General features: G+C 67.5%; 15 protein-coding genes and 2 pseudogenes. 10 read left to right on the top strand and 7 right to left on the bottom strand.

Annotation, left to right across the window (positions count from 1 at the left end; translation table 11 throughout):
* Positions 1-81: 81 nt before the first annotated feature.
* From FND50_RS37085 to FND50_RS22035, 3 genes are read right to left on the bottom strand one after another with little or no spacing between them, the layout of a single operon-like run.
* Positions 82-1,683: an ABC transporter permease gene (locus tag FND50_RS37085; RefSeq protein WP_144287115.1), complete on the bottom strand. Its 1,602-nt coding sequence runs from the start codon at positions 1,681-1,683 to the stop codon at positions 82-84.
* Positions 1,680-2,594, bottom strand: coding sequence for an ABC transporter ATP-binding protein (locus tag FND50_RS22040; protein WP_144287114.1), 915 nt, complete (start codon positions 2,592-2,594; stop codon positions 1,680-1,682). Before FND50_RS22040 ends, FND50_RS37085 begins: the two co-directional genes overlap by 4 nt.
* A 33-nt stretch (positions 2,595-2,627) precedes the next feature.
* Positions 2,628-3,314, bottom strand: coding sequence for a TetR/AcrR family transcriptional regulator (locus FND50_RS22035; RefSeq protein WP_260850627.1), 687 nt, complete (start codon positions 3,312-3,314; stop codon positions 2,628-2,630).
* Between the two features lie 282 nt (positions 3,315-3,596).
* Between FND50_RS22035 and FND50_RS22030 the strand changes: the two genes are divergently transcribed.
* From FND50_RS22030 to FND50_RS22020, 3 genes are all read left to right on the top strand, one after another.
* Complete coding sequence (locus FND50_RS22030) at positions 3,597-4,919, top strand: TrkH family potassium uptake protein (RefSeq protein WP_144289137.1); 1,323 nt, start codon at positions 3,597-3,599, stop codon at positions 4,917-4,919.
* A complete protein-coding gene (locus tag FND50_RS22025) occupies positions 4,912-5,577 on the top strand; it encodes a TrkA family potassium uptake protein (protein ID WP_260850626.1) in 666 nt (221 codons plus the stop codon). Before FND50_RS22030 ends, FND50_RS22025 begins: the two co-directional genes overlap by 8 nt.
* 331 nt (positions 5,578-5,908) lie before the next feature.
* On the top strand, positions 5,909-6,976 hold the full coding sequence (locus tag FND50_RS22020; RefSeq protein WP_144289135.1) for a TrkA family potassium uptake protein: 1,068 nt from the start codon (positions 5,909-5,911) through the stop codon (positions 6,974-6,976).
* Between the two features lie 787 nt (positions 6,977-7,763).
* Here the strand turns inward: FND50_RS22020 and FND50_RS22015 are convergent.
* The 4 genes and pseudogenes from FND50_RS22015 to FND50_RS37080 all read right to left on the bottom strand — a co-directional run.
* Positions 7,764-8,546, bottom strand: coding sequence for an ABC transporter permease (locus FND50_RS22015; protein WP_144287112.1), 783 nt, complete (start codon positions 8,544-8,546; stop codon positions 7,764-7,766).
* Positions 8,543-9,280: an ABC transporter ATP-binding protein gene (locus tag FND50_RS22010; protein ID WP_144287111.1), complete on the bottom strand. Its 738-nt coding sequence runs from the start codon at positions 9,278-9,280 to the stop codon at positions 8,543-8,545. Before FND50_RS22010 ends, FND50_RS22015 begins: the two co-directional genes overlap by 4 nt.
* Positions 9,280-9,858: a TetR/AcrR family transcriptional regulator gene (locus FND50_RS22005; RefSeq protein WP_144287110.1), complete on the bottom strand. Its 579-nt coding sequence runs from the start codon at positions 9,856-9,858 to the stop codon at positions 9,280-9,282. The genes FND50_RS22010 and FND50_RS22005 overlap by 1 nt, the downstream gene beginning before the upstream one ends.
* An 818-nt stretch (positions 9,859-10,676) precedes the next feature.
* Positions 10,677-10,846, bottom strand: a pseudogene (locus FND50_RS37080) (diaminopimelate decarboxylase); the annotation flags it as partial.
* A gap of 677 nt (positions 10,847-11,523) precedes the next feature.
* Between FND50_RS37080 and FND50_RS21990 the strand changes: the two are divergent.
* The 7 genes and pseudogenes from FND50_RS21990 (at position 11,524) to kdpB (ending at position 17,894) form a co-directional block, all read left to right on the top strand.
* A complete protein-coding gene (locus FND50_RS21990) occupies positions 11,524-12,018 on the top strand; it encodes a decarboxylase (protein WP_260850625.1) in 495 nt (164 codons plus the stop codon).
* On the top strand, positions 12,015-12,320 hold the full coding sequence (locus tag FND50_RS21985; RefSeq protein ID WP_144287109.1) for a hypothetical protein: 306 nt from the start codon (positions 12,015-12,017) through the stop codon (positions 12,318-12,320). Before FND50_RS21990 ends, FND50_RS21985 begins: the two co-directional genes overlap by 4 nt.
* A gap of 140 nt (positions 12,321-12,460) precedes the next feature.
* Positions 12,461-12,625, top strand: coding sequence for a hypothetical protein (locus tag FND50_RS36250; protein ID WP_186301126.1), 165 nt, complete (start codon positions 12,461-12,463; stop codon positions 12,623-12,625).
* A gap of 116 nt (positions 12,626-12,741) precedes the next feature.
* A pseudogene (locus FND50_RS37855) lies at positions 12,742-13,715 on the top strand (APC family permease); the annotation flags it as partial.
* Between the two features lie 272 nt (positions 13,716-13,987).
* Positions 13,988-14,077, top strand: coding sequence for a K(+)-transporting ATPase subunit F (kdpF, locus tag FND50_RS21975; RefSeq protein WP_081315424.1), 90 nt, complete (start codon positions 13,988-13,990; stop codon positions 14,075-14,077).
* Complete coding sequence (gene kdpA / locus FND50_RS21970) at positions 14,077-15,747, top strand: potassium-transporting ATPase subunit KdpA (RefSeq protein WP_144287108.1); 1,671 nt, start codon at positions 14,077-14,079, stop codon at positions 15,745-15,747. The genes kdpF and kdpA overlap by 1 nt, the downstream gene beginning before the upstream one ends.
* The gene (gene kdpB, locus FND50_RS21965) at positions 15,747-17,894 is read left to right on the top strand and encodes a potassium-transporting ATPase subunit KdpB (protein ID WP_144287107.1); all 2,148 of its coding nucleotides are present in this window, start codon (positions 15,747-15,749) and stop codon (positions 17,892-17,894) included. Before kdpA ends, kdpB begins: the two co-directional genes overlap by 1 nt.
* The last annotated feature ends 1 nt before the right edge of the window (position 17,895 follow it).

Raw genomic sequence — 17,895 nt, 5'->3', positions numbered from 1 at the left:
GGTCACCCTTGGTGTGTCTCGGCCGGGCTGTGTTCTCGCCGGGCATAGCCCTGCCAGACGCAGATGTCGGGTGATTCCCACTCAGGTGGCGGTGATGTCACGGCGGCGGAAGGCCGCGAGTCCCCCGGCGACCGCTGCCGCCGCGACCAGCAGAAGAGCAATCACCGGCGTGGCGGTGAAAGCTTCCAACGGCATCTGCGGGATGTGGCCCAGCGGTGAGAGATCGCCGATCCAGTGCGGTAGTTGCAGGATGGGGCCGAAGGTGCCGACCAGGTACCCGAACACCGGCAGGACCCAGACCAGGTTGAACGCCCGGGGGACCAGACCGAACAGCAGCGCGGCGACCGCGGCCACGACCAGAACCGCCGGGGTGTGCGCGAGGTACGCGAGTTTGAGTGTCACGACGTACCCGGGCTCCCCGGTCACCAACGCCGCGCCGAGACCGGTGGCGGCGCCGGAGAGGCCGAGCAGCACGATCGAGCTGGCCGCGGCGGCGGCCACACCCGATCCCATCCACCCTGCCCGGCTGGTTTTCGTGGCCAGCACCGGGTCGGCGCGCCCGGCCTGTTCCTCGTTGCGCAGGCGGCGGACGGACAAGATCGCGAAGCAGGAGACGAGGAAGGCCATCGTGAAGCCCATCACACCGAGGTAGCCGTCGACGAGGTTGTCCTCGGCGCCGCCCATGATCACCAGGATGTCGTCGGGCAGGTCCCCGAACGCGTCGGCGATCGATTCGGTGAACGCACCGTAGAAGAGCCCGGCCACACTCAGTCCCACCGCCCAGCCGATAATGGCGCCGCGCTGCAGCCGCACCGCCAGGGTGAACGGATGCGACAGTGCCGCAGACGCTTCCGCAGCCCCGAGCCGCGGCGCAACCAGGCCAGCGCCGACGTCGCGACGGCCGACGAGGACGTAGGCGCCGACCAACGCGGCACCGGCGAACCCGATCGACAGCGTCAGTGGCCACCAGCGGGGGTCGACGAACACCCGGGTTTGCTGCGACCACGCGATCGGCGAGAGCCAGGACAGGGCACTGCCGTGCTCGGCCGTGAGGTCACCGATCCCGCGGACCAGGAAGGCGGCCCCGAGGACCGCAGCGGCCAGCCCGGTGGCGGCCCGCGCGTGTTCGGTCACCTGACACATCAGGGCCGTGATCGCGGCGAACACCAGGCCGAGGGCGGCGAACCCGGTCAGGAGCAGCAGGGAGCCGGCGGCGTCGAACCCGGTGCCGGCCAGGGCCAAAGTTCCGGACACGACCAGGGCGGTGTTCGCCACGAGTGCGGTGAGCATCGCCGCGGTCAGCGGCGCAAATCGGCCGACCACCCCGGCGAGGATCAGTTCGGTGCGCCCGCCCTCCTCCTCGAGGCGGGTGTGCCGCACGATCAGCAGGATGTTCATCAATGCCGCGGCGACTATCAGGTACAGGGCGTACTGATTGGCGAGGAACGCCTCCAGGGTCGGGTTGTCCATGCCGTAGCCGGGACCGGACATCATGATCGCGGCGGGATTGTTGGCGAAGGACGCGACGTTGGCGATGTCCTCGTCGGTGGGGTACGCCAGCTTCAGGGCGTTGCCGAAGTACATCGTCATCAGCGCAATGCCGAGCACCCAGGCGGGCAGCTTGATCCGGTCGCGCCGCAGGTTCAGCCGCAGCAGGGCCGGGGTGGCGCGCAGTGCCCTCATCGCGCACCCCCCACCGGATCGGTCTCGCGGGTGTCGCCGTAGTGGCGCAGGAACAGTTCCTCGAGTGAGGGCGGTGCGCTCTCGAGGCTGCGGACCCCGTACTCGGCGAGAGCCCGGATCACCACGTCGAGGTGGGCGTTGTCCACCTCGAAGACGGTGCGGTCCCGCTCGAGTCGCAGCTCGTGCACGCCGGGAAGCCGGGCGAGCGAGGAGGCGTCCCGGTCGGTGGCGGCGGTGATTGTCGAGCGGGTCAGGTGCCGCAGCTGCTCGAGCGTCCCGGTTTCCACCGCACGCCCGTCCCGGATGATGGTGACGGTGTCGCAGAGCTTTTCGACCTCGGCGAGGATGTGACTGGACAGCAGGACGGATCGGCCTTGCTGTTTCACCTCGTCGATGCACCGCTGGAACACCTGCTCCATCAGCGGGTCCAGCCCCGACGTCGGCTCGTCGAGGATGAGCAGTTCCACATCGGAGGCCAACCCGGCGATCAGGGCTACCTTCTGCCGGTTGCCCTTGGAGTAGGTGCGGCATTTCTTGCGGGGGTCGAGTTCGAAGCGGTCGATGAGCTCAGTGCGGCGGGCGGGGTCGACGTTGCCGCGCAGCCGGCACAGCAGGTCGATCACCTCGCCGCCGGTCATCGTCGGCCACAGATTGACGTCCCCGGGCACGTAGGCCAGCCGCTGATGGAGTTCGACGGTGTCGCGCCACGGGTCCAGTCCGAGGACGCTCGCTCTTCCGGCGTCGGCGCGCAGCAGCCCGAGCAGCACCCGGATGGTGGTGGACTTGCCGGCGCCGTTGGGTCCGAGGAAGCCGGCGACCTCTCCGGCACCGACGGTCAGGTCGAGTTCGTCGAGGGCGGTGACGGTTCCGAAGTTTTTCGTGAGGTTCTCGACCTCGATGACAGTGTTCATGGAGGTTCCTAATGTGGGGAGGATCTGCTGTTGTCAGGGTTGGGCGGCGATATCGCCGTCGTCTGTCCTGGCAGGCGGATCCGTCACATACATCAGGTAGTCGTCGAGCATCTGCCGATCGGTGAGCAATCCCTGGGTGTAGAGCTCGAGGCCGGGCCCGGTCGTGGCCTCCGCGATGGCCTCGAAGAAGCCGGTGAAGTCGCCGTCGCGCAACATTTGCGGGCGCAGCGACATCTCCAGCAGCACCGTTCCCACGCTCATACCGGTGAGAAACCTCGCCCGGGCGTACGGGTCCCGGGACGGGGTGATCACACCGCTGCGTACCCCCTCCTCGAGGTAGCCGGCCGCGTCGTCGACCAGGTGATCGAAAAACGCCGCGGCGGCCTCCCCGCCGGCCTGCAAGGTGCGGGCCACATACATCGCCAGCGGCGCGAAGTGGTCGGTCTGCCCGAGCTGCGCCAGCCACGGCCCGGTCTCACCGGTGCCCAGCACCGCACGCTTGGACTCCCGGATCTCCCGGAGCACCCACTCGTCGCACGCGCGGCGCAGCCCCTCCTTGGTTCCGAAGTGATACAGGATCAACCCGCCGCTGATCTGGGCATCCTCGGCCACCGTGCGGAGGCTGACCCCGAACCCGTCGCGGCTGAACCGGAGTATGGCCGCGTCGCGGATCCGCGCCGCCGCCGTCAGATCACCGTCACGGGCCGCGGCACGCGGCACCCGAGCACGCTCCTTTGAACGCATACTCAGTATCCTAAACGCGTGATCAGCGCGGCACCAGAGCCGGACCGACCCTCCGGTCAGGACCTCGTAATTTGAACGTCGGTCGATCGTGAGAGTCGGCCGCTGATGAAATGGTGACCCGTACCGCTCCGGAGGAGTCGCACTGCGAGACGTACCGTGCAGCCGCGCACGGCGTCGGCGACGTCCGGGTCTACCCTCCTGATCGTGACTTCACGCACCGGTGCGCCTGGCTCCGCGCTGCGGCGTGCCGCGGGACGGATGACGCTGACCCCCGTCCGGGTAGTGGCCCTGGGTTTCGCAGCCGCGATCGCCGTCGGCACCGGGCTGCTGCTCCTGCCGGTGGCGACCCAGCCGGGCGCGGACACCGGTGTCATCGACGCGCTGTTCACGGCGACGTCGGCGATGTGCCTGACCGGGCTGATCGTGGTCGACACCCCCGCCCACTGGTCGGGGTTCGGCCAGGGGGTCATCCTGGGTCTGATTCAAGTCGGCGGGTTCGGGATCATGACGATGGCCTCGCTGGTCGGGTTGATGCTCGCGAACCGGATCGGGCTGCGGGCCCGGCTCAACGCCGCCGCCGAGGTCCGGGCCTCCGGGCTCGGGGACGTGCGCAGCGTCGTCGTCGGCGTCGTCCGGGTCAGCATCCTCATCGAGGCCGTCACCGCGCTGTGCCTGACGGTAAGGTTCGCGGCCGGTTACGACGAACCGCCCGGCCGGGCACTGTGGCTGGGAGTGTTCCATGCGATCTCAGCGTTCAACAACGCCGGCTTCGCGCTCTACAGCGACAACATCATCGGATTCGCCGACGACCCGTGGATCTGTATCCCGTTGCTGGCCGCGGTGATCCTCGGCGGCATCGGGTTCCCGGTGCTCTTCGAGGTCGGCCGGCGGGTCCGCGGCACCACCTCCGGACGATGGAGCCTGCACACCCGGCTGACCGTGGCGGTCACCGCGGTGCTGCTGGTGGCCGGTCCGGTGCTGGTGCTGGCACTCGAGTGGGGCTACACCCTGCGCGACCACGATCTCGGATCGAAGCTGCTGGTGGCCGCGTTCCAGGGCATCATGCCCCGCACCGCCGGCTTCAACAGCGTCGACTACGCCCAGATGGATCCGGCGACCCTGCTGGTGACGGACGTGCTGATGTTCATCGGCGGCGGCAGCGGCGGCACCGCCGGCGGCATCAAGGTCACCACCTTCGCGCTACTGCTGTTCGCGATCGTCGCCGAGGTGCGCGGTGACCGCGCGGTGGTCATCTCCGACCGCCGGATCGCCCCGCGGGTGCAGCGCCAAGCCCTGTCGGTCGCGCTCATCGGCGTCGCGCTGGTGATGGTCCCCACGATCGTGCTGCTCGCGGGCACCGACTTCGACCTGAACGTGCTGTTGTTCGAGGTCACCTCCGCGTTCGCGACGGTGGGCCTGTCCACCGGCATCACCGCGCAACTACCCGCCTGGGGCCAGCTGATCCTGGTCCTGCTGATGTATCTGGGCCGCATCGGGTCCATCACCCTGGTCAGCGCCCTCGCCGCCAGGAACCGTGACCGCCGCTACGAACTCCCCGAAGAAAGGCCCTTCATTGGCTAGGAAACCATCCTCCGATGTCGTCGTCGTGCTGGGGCTGGGCCGATTCGGCAAGTCCCTCGCCCTCGAACTGATGGAGCAGGGCACCGAAGTGCTCGGCATCGACTCGAACGAGGCGGTGGTGCAGAAGGTCTCGCACCGCCTCACCCACGCCGCCGTCGCCGACACCACCGACGAGGAATCACTGCGCCAGCTGTCGGTGCACGACTACGACCGGGCCGTCGTCGGGATCGGCTCCGACCTCGAGGCCAGCCTGCTCACCGCGTCGGCGCTGATCAACATGTCGGTACCGAACGTGTGGGCCAAAGCCATCAGCAACGCCCACGCGAAGATCCTCCGCCAGATCGGGGTCACGCACGTCGTGCGACCCGAGCACGACATGGGCAAGCGGGTGGCGCACCTGGTGCGCGGCCGGATGATGGACTACATCGAATTCGACGACGGCTTCGCCATGGTCAAAACCACCCCACCCGCCTCCGTGGTAGGGAAACGGCTGGGCGAGACCGCCGTCCGCTCCACGCACGGGGTCACCGTCGTCGCGATCAAACGACCGGGCGAGGGTTTCACCTACGCCACCGCCGATACCGTCATCGCCGCGGGGGACACGATCATCGTCTCCGGCCAGGTCCGTGACACCGAACGATTCAGCGAACTGACCTGACCGACCAGGTACGCGGGCATCGACCTAGGTCAGGTGCACCGGGCGTCACGTCGCCCGCAATTGTCCTCGGCGCGAAGATACAGAGTCTCGCCTGACATCGGTACGAGCAGGCTTGGCCGCCGGCAGAGGGACGAATTGGGACGGTTGTGGGTAGGGAAGGTAGTGGGTAGGGAGCCCGCAGCCGATTGCCTACGTCCGGTGTGCTGACCTGATATGGCTGGCTGCGTTCCGCCTCGGATACCCGATTCCGGAGGATGATCCCACCCCGGCTGCGCCGTCGACGCGTAGGCTGCGGCCCGAGATCGGCAACGAGAAGGAGGTGATCGAGACGATGCGCGGTGCGCTGCGGGCACGGTTGAATCGATCGGATGTGCTCACCGAGCGCCCCGACTTCGCACTGGTCGGAATCGTGCGGGTGCCGCAGATGCAGGACAGCCCCGGGCGGGCCATCACCCGGCGGATCGGGTACGCACTGACGGCGCTGGCTTTGGTGGTACTCGTGGTGTACCTCGATCGCGACGGATACTCCGATTCCCAGGAAGACGGGCTGTCGCTGCTCGATTGCATCTATTACGCGACGGTGTCGCTGTCGACGACCGGGTACGGCGACATCACCCCCATCACCGCGCAGGCGCGGCTGGTCAACATCCTGGTCATCACACCGCTGCGGATCTTCTTCCTCATCGTCCTGGTCGGTACCACCCTGTCCGCGCTGACCGAGACCTCCCGGCAGTCGTTCAAGATCCAACGCTGGCGGCGCCGCGCACGCAATCACACCGTGGTCGCCGGTTACGGCACCAAGGGACGCACCGCGGTCGACGCAATGCTCGGAGACGGTGTCGCCCCGACCGACATCGTGGTAGTCGACACCGATCCCGTGGTACTCGAGACCGCCGTCGGACAGGGACTGGTCACGGTGCAGGGTTCGGCGACGAAATCCGATGTGCTGCGCCTCGCGGGTGCGCAGCACGCCTCGTCGATCATCGTCGCAACCAACCGGGACGACACCGCGGTACTGGTGACACTCACCGCCCGTGAGCTGGCACCGAAGGCGAAGATCGTCGCCGCGATCCGGGAATCGGAGAACACCCACTTGATGCGGCAATCCGGCGCCGACTCCGTGGTCATTTCCTCGGAAACCGCGGGCCGGTTACTCGGTATCGCAATCTCCACCCCCACAGTGGTGGAGATGATCGAGGACCTCCTCACCCCGGAATCAGGACTGGCGATCGCCGAACGCACGGTCGAACGGGAGGAGATCGGTGGTTCGCCGCGGCACCTGTCCGACCTCGTGCTCGCGGTGGTGCGCGACGACAGGCTACTGCGCGCCGGCACCACCGAGGTCGACGTCATCGAGGCCGGCGACAAGCTGCTCTACATCCGGCGGGCAACGGACTGACGGGGTACAACACACCGATGCGCAACATGTGGTGCAGGCTCGGTCGGGGCGCCCCAGCCGCCGGATTCGAGGTCGGCGTCGACCGCATTCTGCAGGCGACCTTCACCGAAGTCACCGCGCCGCGCTGCTCTTCGGCGCGGAGTGCGGGCCGACCGAAGTGCCCCGACCAACCCGGGTGCGGTGGGATGCCCGCTCCCGCGGCTGCGCAGCCCCGGGTGCGGCCAACGCAGGCCCGCCCGGGCAGATGCGACCTGTTACCGGCGAGCATGATCGGGGAACCCTAGACGTGCAGGGGTATCTCGAGGAGTGACAGTTGTCGACGCGGGTGCCGCCGGTACGGGAAGGGAAGTCTCGTCATGGATGGTGATCTACTCGTCACGGTCCTGCTCCTCGGCGTCTTCGTCGGGGCAGCCCTGGTGCTTCGCTACCTCAACAACCACCCCGCGCCGCGGTAGGACGCTGCCGCCGGAGTGAACGACGCCGGGACCGGGCATCTGCGTGCCTCCGGCGATGCCGCGAATAGCTCGTAGCTCGCTGCGCCGAAGTCGAAGACCGACCGCGGGTAGGCGGGAACCGCCGTCCGGGTGTTGCCGTCACCTGCGTACCCGTACGCCCGCCCGCTGCCATCGGTCTCGAGGATGGACGCTGTGGCTGCCGCCGACCCACCAGCCTGCGCGTGCAGGACGACCGGGTCCGGACGGTGCTTCGGGGCGAGGTGTACCTGAGGTCGCAATGGCAGTGCATCCGAGTGCCGTGGTCACCGGGGGTCGTGTCCCGGCTGTTGCGGCTACGGGGTCAGAGTCAGTCGCTGCCAGGCGATCAGGGTGAGGGCGATGAAGACGACCGGGACGGGCAGGACCAGGAGCAGTTGCATTCCGGTGACCAGGCCGGTGCCGGAGCCCCCGCTGATCGCCCACAGGCCGGGTGCGGAGAACGGGAACCACCCCCCGGCGCCGGACATGACCGCCATCTGCGCGAGCACGACGAGGCCGATGATGGTGCCGATCGCCGGCAGAAATCCCCGGCCGAGGGTCGCAGCCCAGGCGCAGGGGACGGCGAGCAGGGCGGTCAGCACGGCGATGCCCAGGAACTTGCCGACAAGACGAAGCACGTCGACATCGAGCGCGCCGACATCGAACAGTGTTCCCACTGCGAGCAGGGACGCGGCCAGGGCGAGTGTGGTGGCCACCGCCCAGCCGAGCAGGATCGACAGCTTCGCCGCGGCGATGGCGATGCGTGAGACGGGTGAGGCACTGAGCCCCACGATCGTGCCGTCGGAGAATTCGCGGCCGAAGACCCAGCCGATCACCACTCCGAATCCCAGCAGGCCACCGACCGAGACAATGGTGTCCGCGGCAGCGAACAAGCCCTCCCAGCCGCCGGCACCGACGATCGACTGCGCCTTGGCCGCCATCACCGGGTTACTGCCCTCGCGCGAGAGCAACGTCAACAGGCCCATGGCCGCGACACCGACCACGAGGAAGACGGTGGTGACCCAGACGGGGCGGGCCCGCCGGAACTTCACCCACTCCACCGACAGGGCCGCCCCCAATTGGGCCGATCGAGTCATGGTCTGGCCTGACTGTCCGCGTAGATCAGGTCGAAGAACTGCCGTTCCAGGTCGATGCCGGTCGGGTCGAGCGTGCCGATCAGCCGGCCGCCGTTCATGACGGTGATCCGGTCCGCGACCCGCGCCACTTCGTCGAGATGGTGGCTCGAGCCGAGGGCGGCGGCGCCCGCCTCGCGGCTGCGCTGGAGCAGTGTGCGCACGATCATGATCCCGGCCGGGTCCAAGGCGTTCGTGGGCTCGTCCAAGATCAGAATGCGGGGATCGGCGATCCAGGCGGCGGCGAACCCCACCCGCTGGCGGTTGCCGAGGGAGAGCGTGCGGGCTCTGGATCGCGCCCACCCTGTCAGGGCGAACTCCTCGGCCCACCGGGTCGCCGCCCTCGCCGCCGCCGGCCGAGACAATCCCGCCAGCCGACCCGCAATCGAAAGGTTCTGCGTCACAGTCAATTCGGGGTACGCCAGCGGAACCTCCACGAGATGACCCACCCCCGCCCAGTGCCGCGCCTCCATCACGGACGGGTCGCAACCCGCGACCCGGACCGCTCCCGTGTCGGCCCGCACCATACCCAGCAGCAGGCGCATCAACGTGGTCTTACCGGCGCCGTTCAAACCGACGAGAGCGTGGACCTCACCCTCGCGGACCTCGAGGGTGATGTCCTCCAGCACGCGGCGGGTCCCATAGCGTTTACCGGCGTGAGCACAGCGGAGCAAGATGTCGTCGCCGGACACAGCCATCACCTCACCGCGCTCGGCCCGCCGGCCATCCCGGCGCCGGGCACCAACTGATTCAGGGCGACGGCGATCCGGTCGCCGAGCGTTCCCCGGCCATCGGCCGCCCAATCCGTCAGCGCCGCCATCAGCGCACCCATGCAGGCGCCGGCGACGACCTCAGCCTCGAGCGGCTGCGCGCCGGACGCCCGCAGCCCCTCGGCGATCGCCTCCTGGGTGGCGAGAGTGTTTTCCCACATCCGCGCCCGCAGCCGCGGATGGGACGTCACGATCTGCAGTCGCGTGCGAAGGTCCCCCAGGCCGGCCTCGGGAACCGTGGACCACGCCTCGGCGAGCCCACTACACGCCCGCCCGAGCGGACTGCGGTCGCGGGGTTGGCGGGCGACGGCCGCGCCGATGACCGGGTCATACGGATCCTCAAGGAGCACCGCATCCTTCGAGGGAAAATGGCGGAAGAACGTCATATGGGAGACACCGGCGGCCGCGGAAATCTGGTCGACGGTGGTGGCGTCATAGCCATGTTCGACGAATAGCTGCACGGCGGCCGATTGGATTCGGGCCCGGGTACGTTCGGACTTGGACACCCCATAATATTAGTCACTAACATTATGGGGTTGAAGCCTCCGCGATGGGTGCGGTGGCGTGCCATCGACGACAATCGAAATGTGCGGCTATCGAATCCGGTTGAGCGTCGGGCACGCTCAACCGGCGGATAGGGAGCTTGGGCTTCGAGTCGAGAGCTCGGTAGTGGAGTGGGCGAAGCGAGAGACGGCCTCGATCGCGGGCTGGGCCGTGCAATGTCTGGCTCTGCGATTTCCTGTGCTCATGCCAGCACAAGATCGTCGTCATCTTGTCGGAATCTTCGGATTCGATGGTCTCGCCGTTGGCAGGATTCTGCCAACGGGCCGCGGTGAGAGCGAGGGCACGGCCGCCTGCTCCGCATAGCGACTTCCGAGCTGCCTGATACCTGAGGAAAGATTTCCGGCCTTTGGTAAGCCGTCGGCGACATACCCGATCATGGGGCGGTTCACACGCGGCGGCTTGTGCGAAAGCGGATCCGTCACCGGTCAGAATTGGCGGACTAGTTCGGGGTGTCGGGCACGGAGATAGAGTCCACCGAACATCACGCGTTCGTCGGCAATCCATGTCCACGCTCGCTGGTCCCACTTGGCCAACTCGCCAAGGGTGTCCGCGACCGTGGTCGTCCCGATCGAGCTCTTGCGTAGTACGACGGTGGGGTCGTCCCAGTCGATCGCGGCAGCCCTCGTATCGAGGGGACTGTGTCGGGCGATGATGTCGGCGTCGATCGTTTCGGAGAACCGACCGTGCTGAATTGCACGTTGGAAGTCGTTATCGGTGGCAGCTGCGATGTCCAGCGATGCGACGAGCCAGGTGGGCCTACTTCGTCGAGGACATATGTCGGCGTATCGAACCGATCGGCTATCTCGTCCAGGTCGACGCCGCCGACCGTGATGCGCCCGTGGGGTAGTGGGTGGTCACCGGCCACACCGTCGGATCCAACCGAGACGTGGTGGTTCCACGAAGAGAGGGAAGGATGTCGAGAAGTGTCACTGCGGACTCCTACGCGATGCGCGCGAACCCGATCGTTCGCCCGGCTGTCTCGCCAGTGTCATACCTCCCGGAGACGGTCAGCGGTGTCCTTGACGCAACACTGACTGACCGGCCAGGACCACTTACGCGACCCTGACGACAAACGCCGCACCCCATGAGATCCCATGTGAGACCGGGAGGCGATGGCCTGGATCGGGCACCGCCCACGACACGGAGCGGATCGACTCGGTATCCGGCGACGTCGCACGGCACCACCTGGCGGGCGAGGACGCCAGGTGGTGCCCTCAGGGGCCGAAGCTCGAACGCTGGGACCACATCCTGCTGGTGGGTGTTCGGGCCGGCCCGCCACCGCCTGGAACAGACACCGGCCTGCTGCGCCGGGGACCGAGTTTTCTCTGCCCTCCGGTACACCCCCTCGCGCGGGCCCGGACATCAACGCGCTCTCGAAACTCGGCGACACCCGCCCCTCGAGTTTCAGGTCCGCACGCTCTTCGATGCCGTCCCGTCGTTGCGCCGACCCGGGCTCGCCCGGGGACGTCTGAGGTGTGCGTCGACACCGCAGGGGCCGATATCAAAACAACGTCAAGATCAGCGCCACCACGGCTGTATCGGGGTAGATATGGAGGCAACTCGGCGACCGGTGACGGACACCGAGGAGCGGACCCGAGGAGGTTCCGATGACCATGCGGCGTGACCACCATCTCTTTGGACACATGCAGCGAAAGCAGAACGTGCTGGTCCGTCTGACGTCGACGGGAGACGACGGCATTCGGGCGGCCACGGAAGAATTGACGAGGGTGATCGAGCAACCCCACCTCCAGCTGGTCGGTCTGTGCGGCACCCTCGAGCCCGACATCACCGATGCCCACCTCGTCGACACCGTAGTCAGCCGGATGATCGGGCTGATGGAGCAGGTGCGCCGCGACCACGGCGTGATCCTCACCGAACTCATCCTCGAGGAAGGACACGACCCCTCACCGGGTGCGGGCGCCCGGCTCCTGCACCACGACGAACTGATCGCGGCCATCGACGAGGCCCTGGACGAGGCCTGCGCACGCAACCGGTTTCCCCGTCCGAGCATCACCCTCGTCACCGGCCCGGCAGTCGTTGCGCACCCCGCGGAGCATGACCGGTCAGCAGTCAATCCGCGACAGGGAGAACCGATCTCATGACTCGTAGCACGTGGTGGTCGCCCCGCTCGCCACATCGCTCGCCGGCTCCACCGACCGCTGACTCGTACGACGACCTGCGCGAACGACTGCCCGCGGAGCTGCGCGATCAACCCGACGATCAGATCCCACGGGTCTGGGTGGCGTGGTCCGAGGCTCGATCCGGGTACGACGCCGCTCACCTCATCCGAACCTTCCAGCTCGACCCGCGGCTAGCGCATCGACTGGTCGACCTCGCACACGAGCGGCAACCCCGACTCGGTATGGCGCGGCACAGTCCGGCACCTGCCTGCCTCGAGTCGTGACATGAGCCTCGCGCGCGCTCTCGCCGGGTGGGGTGCGTATGGATCTCGCGAAGAATGCACCACGCCTCTTCTCACGCGGGCGCCGGCGGTCGACGCTGGTCTGGTTCTGTTCGACGCCATCACGTGAAGGAAGTCTCGCTGTGGGTAATCTCCTGATCACCTTCGTGCTCCTCGGCTCGTTCCTCGGGGCCGCCCTGATGATCCGCTACCTCAACACCCGGTCGGCGCGACCCGCACCCGGCACCACGCAACGACGTCGGGAAGCGACGTCTGTTGAGCGGCAACAGCGGTCGATCCGGTTGTAGTCTCTCCAGGAGGCCGCGGGGGTGCATCAGGAACTCGCCCCGACCATCAAGATGGTGTCAAAGCTCTTCTCTTTCACCGCGATCATGCTCACGCTGAGCGGGTGAGAAATGCAGCCATGATCGGCCACCAAGGACTCGGGGCGTCCCGCTCCGGTGGCGCACGAACGAAACTCTCCGTTGCGACCGGATTGGCGGGACTGTCCCTTGATGCGATGGCCTCGGTGTCCTACGGGCCCGAGGCCATCGTCGTGGTGCTGGCGGTGGCCGGCGGAGCGGGACTGGGCTTCATCCTCCCGGTCACCCTCGCCATCGCCGCCCTCCTGGCCGTGTTGGTCGCGTCCTATCGTCAGGTTGATCGCGGCGTTCCCGGGCGGAGGGGCGCCTACGCAGTGGCGCGCAAGCGACTGGGGCGGCGGTCGAGCCTGACCGCGGCGGCGTCGCTGATCATCGACTACGTTCTCAACGTCGCGGTGTGATCGCCGCCGGTGTGGCCGCGTTGACGTCGGCCTTTCCCCCGCTGCTGCCCTACACCGTGTGGATCGCGCTGGTGATCCTGGTCGGGATCACCACCCTGAATCTGCGGGGCATCGCGGATTCGGCGCGCGCGTTCATGATTCCGACGATCGTGTTCGTCGCGAGCATCTTCACCGTCATTGTCGCCGGCCTCCTCCGCTCGGAACCGGGGAGCACCGTCGGGGGCGGTGTCGTCCCCGGCCACGCCCAGACGATCTCCATCCTGCTGTTGCTCAAGGCTTTCTCGAGCGGGTGCGCGGCACTGACGGGTGTGGAGGCGATCGCCAACGCCGTCCCCAGCTTCAAGACGCCCCGGGTGGTGAATGCTCAGCGCGCCGAAGTGGCCCTGGGTGTGCTCCTCGGCACGATGCTGATCGGTCTGGCCGTGCTGATCGAGAAGTTCTCACTCGCCCCGGTCCCCGTAACCACCGTGCTCTCCCAGCTCACCGCGGCGTCCCTCGGCGACGGGGTCGGCTATTACGTCGTCCAGTTCGCGACGGTCGTGCTGCTGGCGCTCGCGGCGAACACCTCGTACGGTGGCCTGCCGACCCTGATGCGGATCCTCGCCGACGACAACGGTCCGAGTGCCGCATCGACCGGCGCGCGGTGCGTAAGAGCAACGTCAAGACGTTGCGGTGGGCGTCAAGGATCCGTCAACGAACGTCGAATTCGGCTCGGCGTGACGTTAACTCTCTTGTGCACCCCGCGTCGTGGAGCCGAAGGGCGACGACGGGACCCGCAGAGCCTCCAGCAAACGAAGGAACGAGAGATGTCCGTTCTTGTGTTCATCCTGCTGACCGTGGCGGTCTTCGCCCTGCTCGGCGTGATCCAGAGGGCGGTGGAACGGTTGTGAACCTCGACAACGCCGTCGGCCTGGTCCTGGTCGTACTTCTCGCCGTCTTCCTGATCGCGGCCCTGCTCTTCCCCGAGAGGTTCTAGTGAGTACCACCACCGCGGGAATCTTGTTCACCGGCTCCCTCGTACTCGCCCTGGTCCTGGTGCACAAACCGCTGGGCGACTACATGTACCGGGTGTACAGCGGGACCAAGCACTCCCGCGTGGAGCGGGTGATCTACCGCCTCATCGGCGCCGACCCCCACGGGGAGCAGGCCTGGCCGGTCTACGCCCGCAGCGTGCTCGCGTTCTCCGCGGTGAGTATCCTGTTCCTGTTCGGATTTCAACTGCTGCAACAGCATCTGCCGCTGCACCTGCCCGATCCCGCCACCGAGATGACCGCGCCGCTGGCGTGGAACACCGCGGTCAGTTTCGTGACGAACACCAACTGGCAGGCGTACTCGGGTGAGTCGACCATGGGTCACCTGGTGCAGATGGCCGGCCTCGGCGTGCAGAACTTCGTCTCGGCCGCCGTGGGCATGGCCGTCGCGATGGCCCTGGTCCGCGGATTCGTCCGCCGACGCACCGGTAATCTCGGCAACTTCTGGGTGGATCTGGTCCGCGGAACCCTCCGCATCCTGCTGCCGATTGCGTTCGTGGCCGCGGTCGTGCTGGTCGCCGGCGGGGTGATCCAGAACTTCCATCTCCACACCCAGATCGCCGACACGCTCGCCGGGACCACACAGACCATCACCGGCGGCCCGGTGGCCAGCCAGGAGGCGATCAAGGAACTCGGCACCAACGGCGGCGGGTTCTACAACGCCAACTCTGCGCACCCATTCGAGAACCCCACCACCTGGACGAACTGGGTGGAGAACTTCCTGCTGCTGGCGATCAGCTTCTCACTGCCCCGCACGTTCGGCCGGATGGTGGGCAGCAAAAAGCAGGGGTACGCGATCGCCGCCGTCATGGCGACCCTCGCCATCGTGAGCGTGACGATCATGAGCATCGTCCAGTTGCAGCATCACGGCACGGTGCCGACCGCGATCGGCGCGTCGACGGAGGGTGTCGAGCAACGGTTCGGTGTCGCCAACTCGGCGACCTGGGCGGCCTCGACCACGCTGACCTCGACCGGTGCCGTCAATTCCTTCCACGATTCGTACACCAGCCTGGGCGGGCTGATGACGCTGTTCAACATGCAGCTCGGCGAGGTCGCCCCCGGTGGTACCGGCTCGGGCCTGTACGGGATGCTCATCCTCGCGGTCATCACGGTGTTCGTCGCCGGGCTGATGGTCGGCCGCACCCCGGAGTATTTGGGTAAGAAGATCACGCCCCGCGAAATCAAGCTTGCTGCATCGTATTTCCTCGTCACCCCACTGATCGTCCTGGTCGGCACCGCGGTCGCGATGGCGCTGCCGGGGCAGCGGGCCGGCATGCTCAACACCGGTCCCCACGGACTGTCCGAGGTCCTCTACGCCTTCACCTCGGCCGCCAACAACAACGGCTCCGCATTCGCCGGCATCACCGTCAACACCACCTGGTACAACACCGCACTCGGCCTGGCCATGGTCTTCGGCCGGTTCCTGCCCATGATCTTCGTGCTGGCCCTGGCCGGTTCGCTCGCCAGGCAGGGCACCACCCCGGAGTCGATCGGCACGCTACCGACCCACCGGCCCCAGTTCGTCGGCATGGTCGCCGGGGTAACCCTGATCCTGGTCGCCCTCACCTTCCTCCCCGCGCTCGCGCTCGGACCGTTGGCAGAAGGAATCCACTGATGTCCACCACGACCATCGCGGCGTCCGCCGGACCGTCGCAGCCGGCCACGGGAGATCGGGTGCGGGGCGGGCTCCTGGACCCGAAGATGCTCCTGCGGTCGTTGCCGGACGCGGTCCGCAAACTCGACCCGCGCACCCTGTGGCGCAACCCGGTGATGTTCATCGTCGAGGTCGGTGCAGTGTGGGCCACCGTGCTGGCCATCATCGATCCCACCTGGTTCGCCTGGGCGATCGTGTTCTGGCTCTGGCTGACGGTGATCTTCGCCAACCTCGCCGAGGCGGTCGCCGAGGGCCGCGGCAAGGCCCAGGCCGACACACTCCGCAAGGCCAAGACCGACATGCTCGCCCGCCGGCTCACCGGCTGGCAACCCGGCGCCGTCGTCACCGAGGAGCAGGTGCCGGCGCCACAGCTGCGCCAAGGCGACGTCGTCGTCGTCGAGGCCGGGCAAACCATCCCCGGCGACGGTGACGTCGTCGAAGGCATTGCCTCGGTAGACGAATCGGCGATCACCGGCGAATCCGCACCGGTCATCCGCGAGTCCGGCGGCGACCGGTCCGCGGTCACCGGCGGCACCCAGGTGCTCTCGGACCGGATCGTCGTCAAGATCACCCAGAAACCGGGGGAGAGCTTCATCGACCGGATGATCGCGCTCGTCGAGGGCGCCAACCGGCAGAAGACCCCGAACGAGATCGCCCTCAACATCCTGCTGGCCGCGCTGACGATCATCTTCGTGTTCGCCGTCGCCACGCTGCAGCCACTCGCCATCTACTCCAAGGCGCACAATCCCGGCGTCCCGGACACCTCCGCGCTGGATGCGCACGGTGTCACCGGCATCGTGATGGTCTCGCTGCTGGTCTGCCTCATCCCGACCACCATCGGGGCATTGCTCTCGGCCATCGGCATCGCCGGGATGGACCGCCTCGTGCAGCGCAACGTGCTGGCGATGTCCGGGCGCGCGGTCGAGGCGGCCGGTGACGTGAACACCCTGCTGCTGGACAAGACCGGCACCATCACCCTGGGTAATCGGCAGGCATCACAGTTCCTCCCGGTGACCGGGGTGTCCGAGGACCGGCTCGCCGACGCCGCGCAGCTCTCCAGCCTCGCCGACGAGACCCCCGAGGGCCGCTCGATCGTGGTGTACGCCAAGGCGGCGTATGGGCTGCGCGAACGCACGCCGGGTGAACTCGTGCACGCGAGCTGGGTGGAGTTCACCGCGCAGACAAGGATGTCCGGCGTCGACCTCGACGGCGGTCACCAACTGCGTAAGGGCGCCGCCACCGCGGTCGCGGATTGGGTCCGCCGCCAAGGCGGCGAGGTTCCCGCGCAGCTCGGGCAGCTCGTCGACGGCATCTCCGCGTCCGGCGGCACCCCTCTGGTGGTCGGCGAGGTCACCGACGGCCGGGCCGCCGTGTTGGGCGTGATCCATCTCAAAGACGTTGTCAAGCAGGGCATGCGGGAACGTTTCGACGAGATGCGCCGGATGGGCATCCGCACCGTGATGATCACCGGTGACAATCCGCTCACCGCCAAGGCGATCGCCGACGAGGCCGGCGTGGACGACTTCCTGGCCGAGGCAACCCCGGAGGACAAGCTCACGCTGATCAAGCAGGAGCAGGAGGGCGGCAAACTCGTCGCGATGACCGGTGACGGCACCAACGACGCGCCCGCCCTCGCGCAGGCCGACGTCGGTGTTGCCATGAACACCGGGACGTCGGCGGCGAAAGAGGCCGGCAACATGGTCGACCTCGACTCGGACCCGACCAAGCTCATCGAGATCGTGGAGATCGGCAAACAGCTGCTCATCACCCGCGGCGCCCTGACGACGTTCTCCATCGCCAACGACATCGCCAAGTACTTCGCGATCATCCCCGCGATGTTCGTCGCGGTCTTCCCCGGCCTCGACCTGCTCAACGTCATGCGCTTGCACAGCCCGCAATCGGCGATCCTGTCCGCGGTCATCTTCAACGCGATCATCATCGTCGCCCTGATCCCGCTGTCACTGCGCGGGGTGAAATACACACCGAGCAGCGCCTCGAAGCTGCTCAGCCGCAACCTCTACGTCTACGGCCTCGGCGGCATCATCGCGCCGTTCGTCGGGATCAAGCTCATCGACCTGATCGTCCAATTCCTCCCCGGGATGTCCTGAC

This window comes from Rhodococcus sp. WB9 (genome assembly GCF_007558985.1).
GTDB lineage: Bacteria > Actinomycetota > Actinomycetes > Mycobacteriales > Mycobacteriaceae > Rhodococcus_F > Rhodococcus_F opacus.
Note: the sequence above shows the minus strand (reverse complement) of the source record. Positions and strands in the feature narration are given on the sequence as shown.

Bases quoted from the DNA above. Each gene is read 5' to 3' on its own strand.
- FND50_RS22010 (WP_144287111.1), bottom strand. From the start codon at position 9,280: ATGGCTGTGTCCGGCGACGACATCTTGCTCCGCTGTGCTCACGCCGGT.
- FND50_RS22040 (WP_144287114.1), bottom strand. From the start codon at position 2,594: ATGAACACTGTCATCGAGGTCGAGAACCTCACGAAAAACTTCGGAACC.
- FND50_RS22030 (WP_144289137.1), top strand. From the start codon at position 3,597: ATGACGCTGACCCCCGTCCGGGTAGTGGCCCTGGGTTTCGCAGCCGCG.
- kdpB (WP_144287107.1), top strand. From the start codon at position 15,747: ATGTCCACCACGACCATCGCGGCGTCCGCCGGACCGTCGCAGCCGGCC.
- FND50_RS22020 (WP_144289135.1), top strand. From the start codon at position 5,909: ATGCGCGGTGCGCTGCGGGCACGGTTGAATCGATCGGATGTGCTCACC.
- FND50_RS37085 (WP_144287115.1), bottom strand. From the start codon at position 1,683: ATGAGGGCACTGCGCGCCACCCCGGCCCTGCTGCGGCTGAACCTGCGG.
- FND50_RS22015 (WP_144287112.1), bottom strand. From the start codon at position 8,546: ATGACTCGATCGGCCCAATTGGGGGCGGCCCTGTCGGTGGAGTGGGTG.
- FND50_RS21985 (WP_144287109.1), top strand. From the start codon at position 12,015: ATGACTCGTAGCACGTGGTGGTCGCCCCGCTCGCCACATCGCTCGCCG.
- FND50_RS21990 (WP_260850625.1), top strand. From the start codon at position 11,524: ATGACCATGCGGCGTGACCACCATCTCTTTGGACACATGCAGCGAAAG.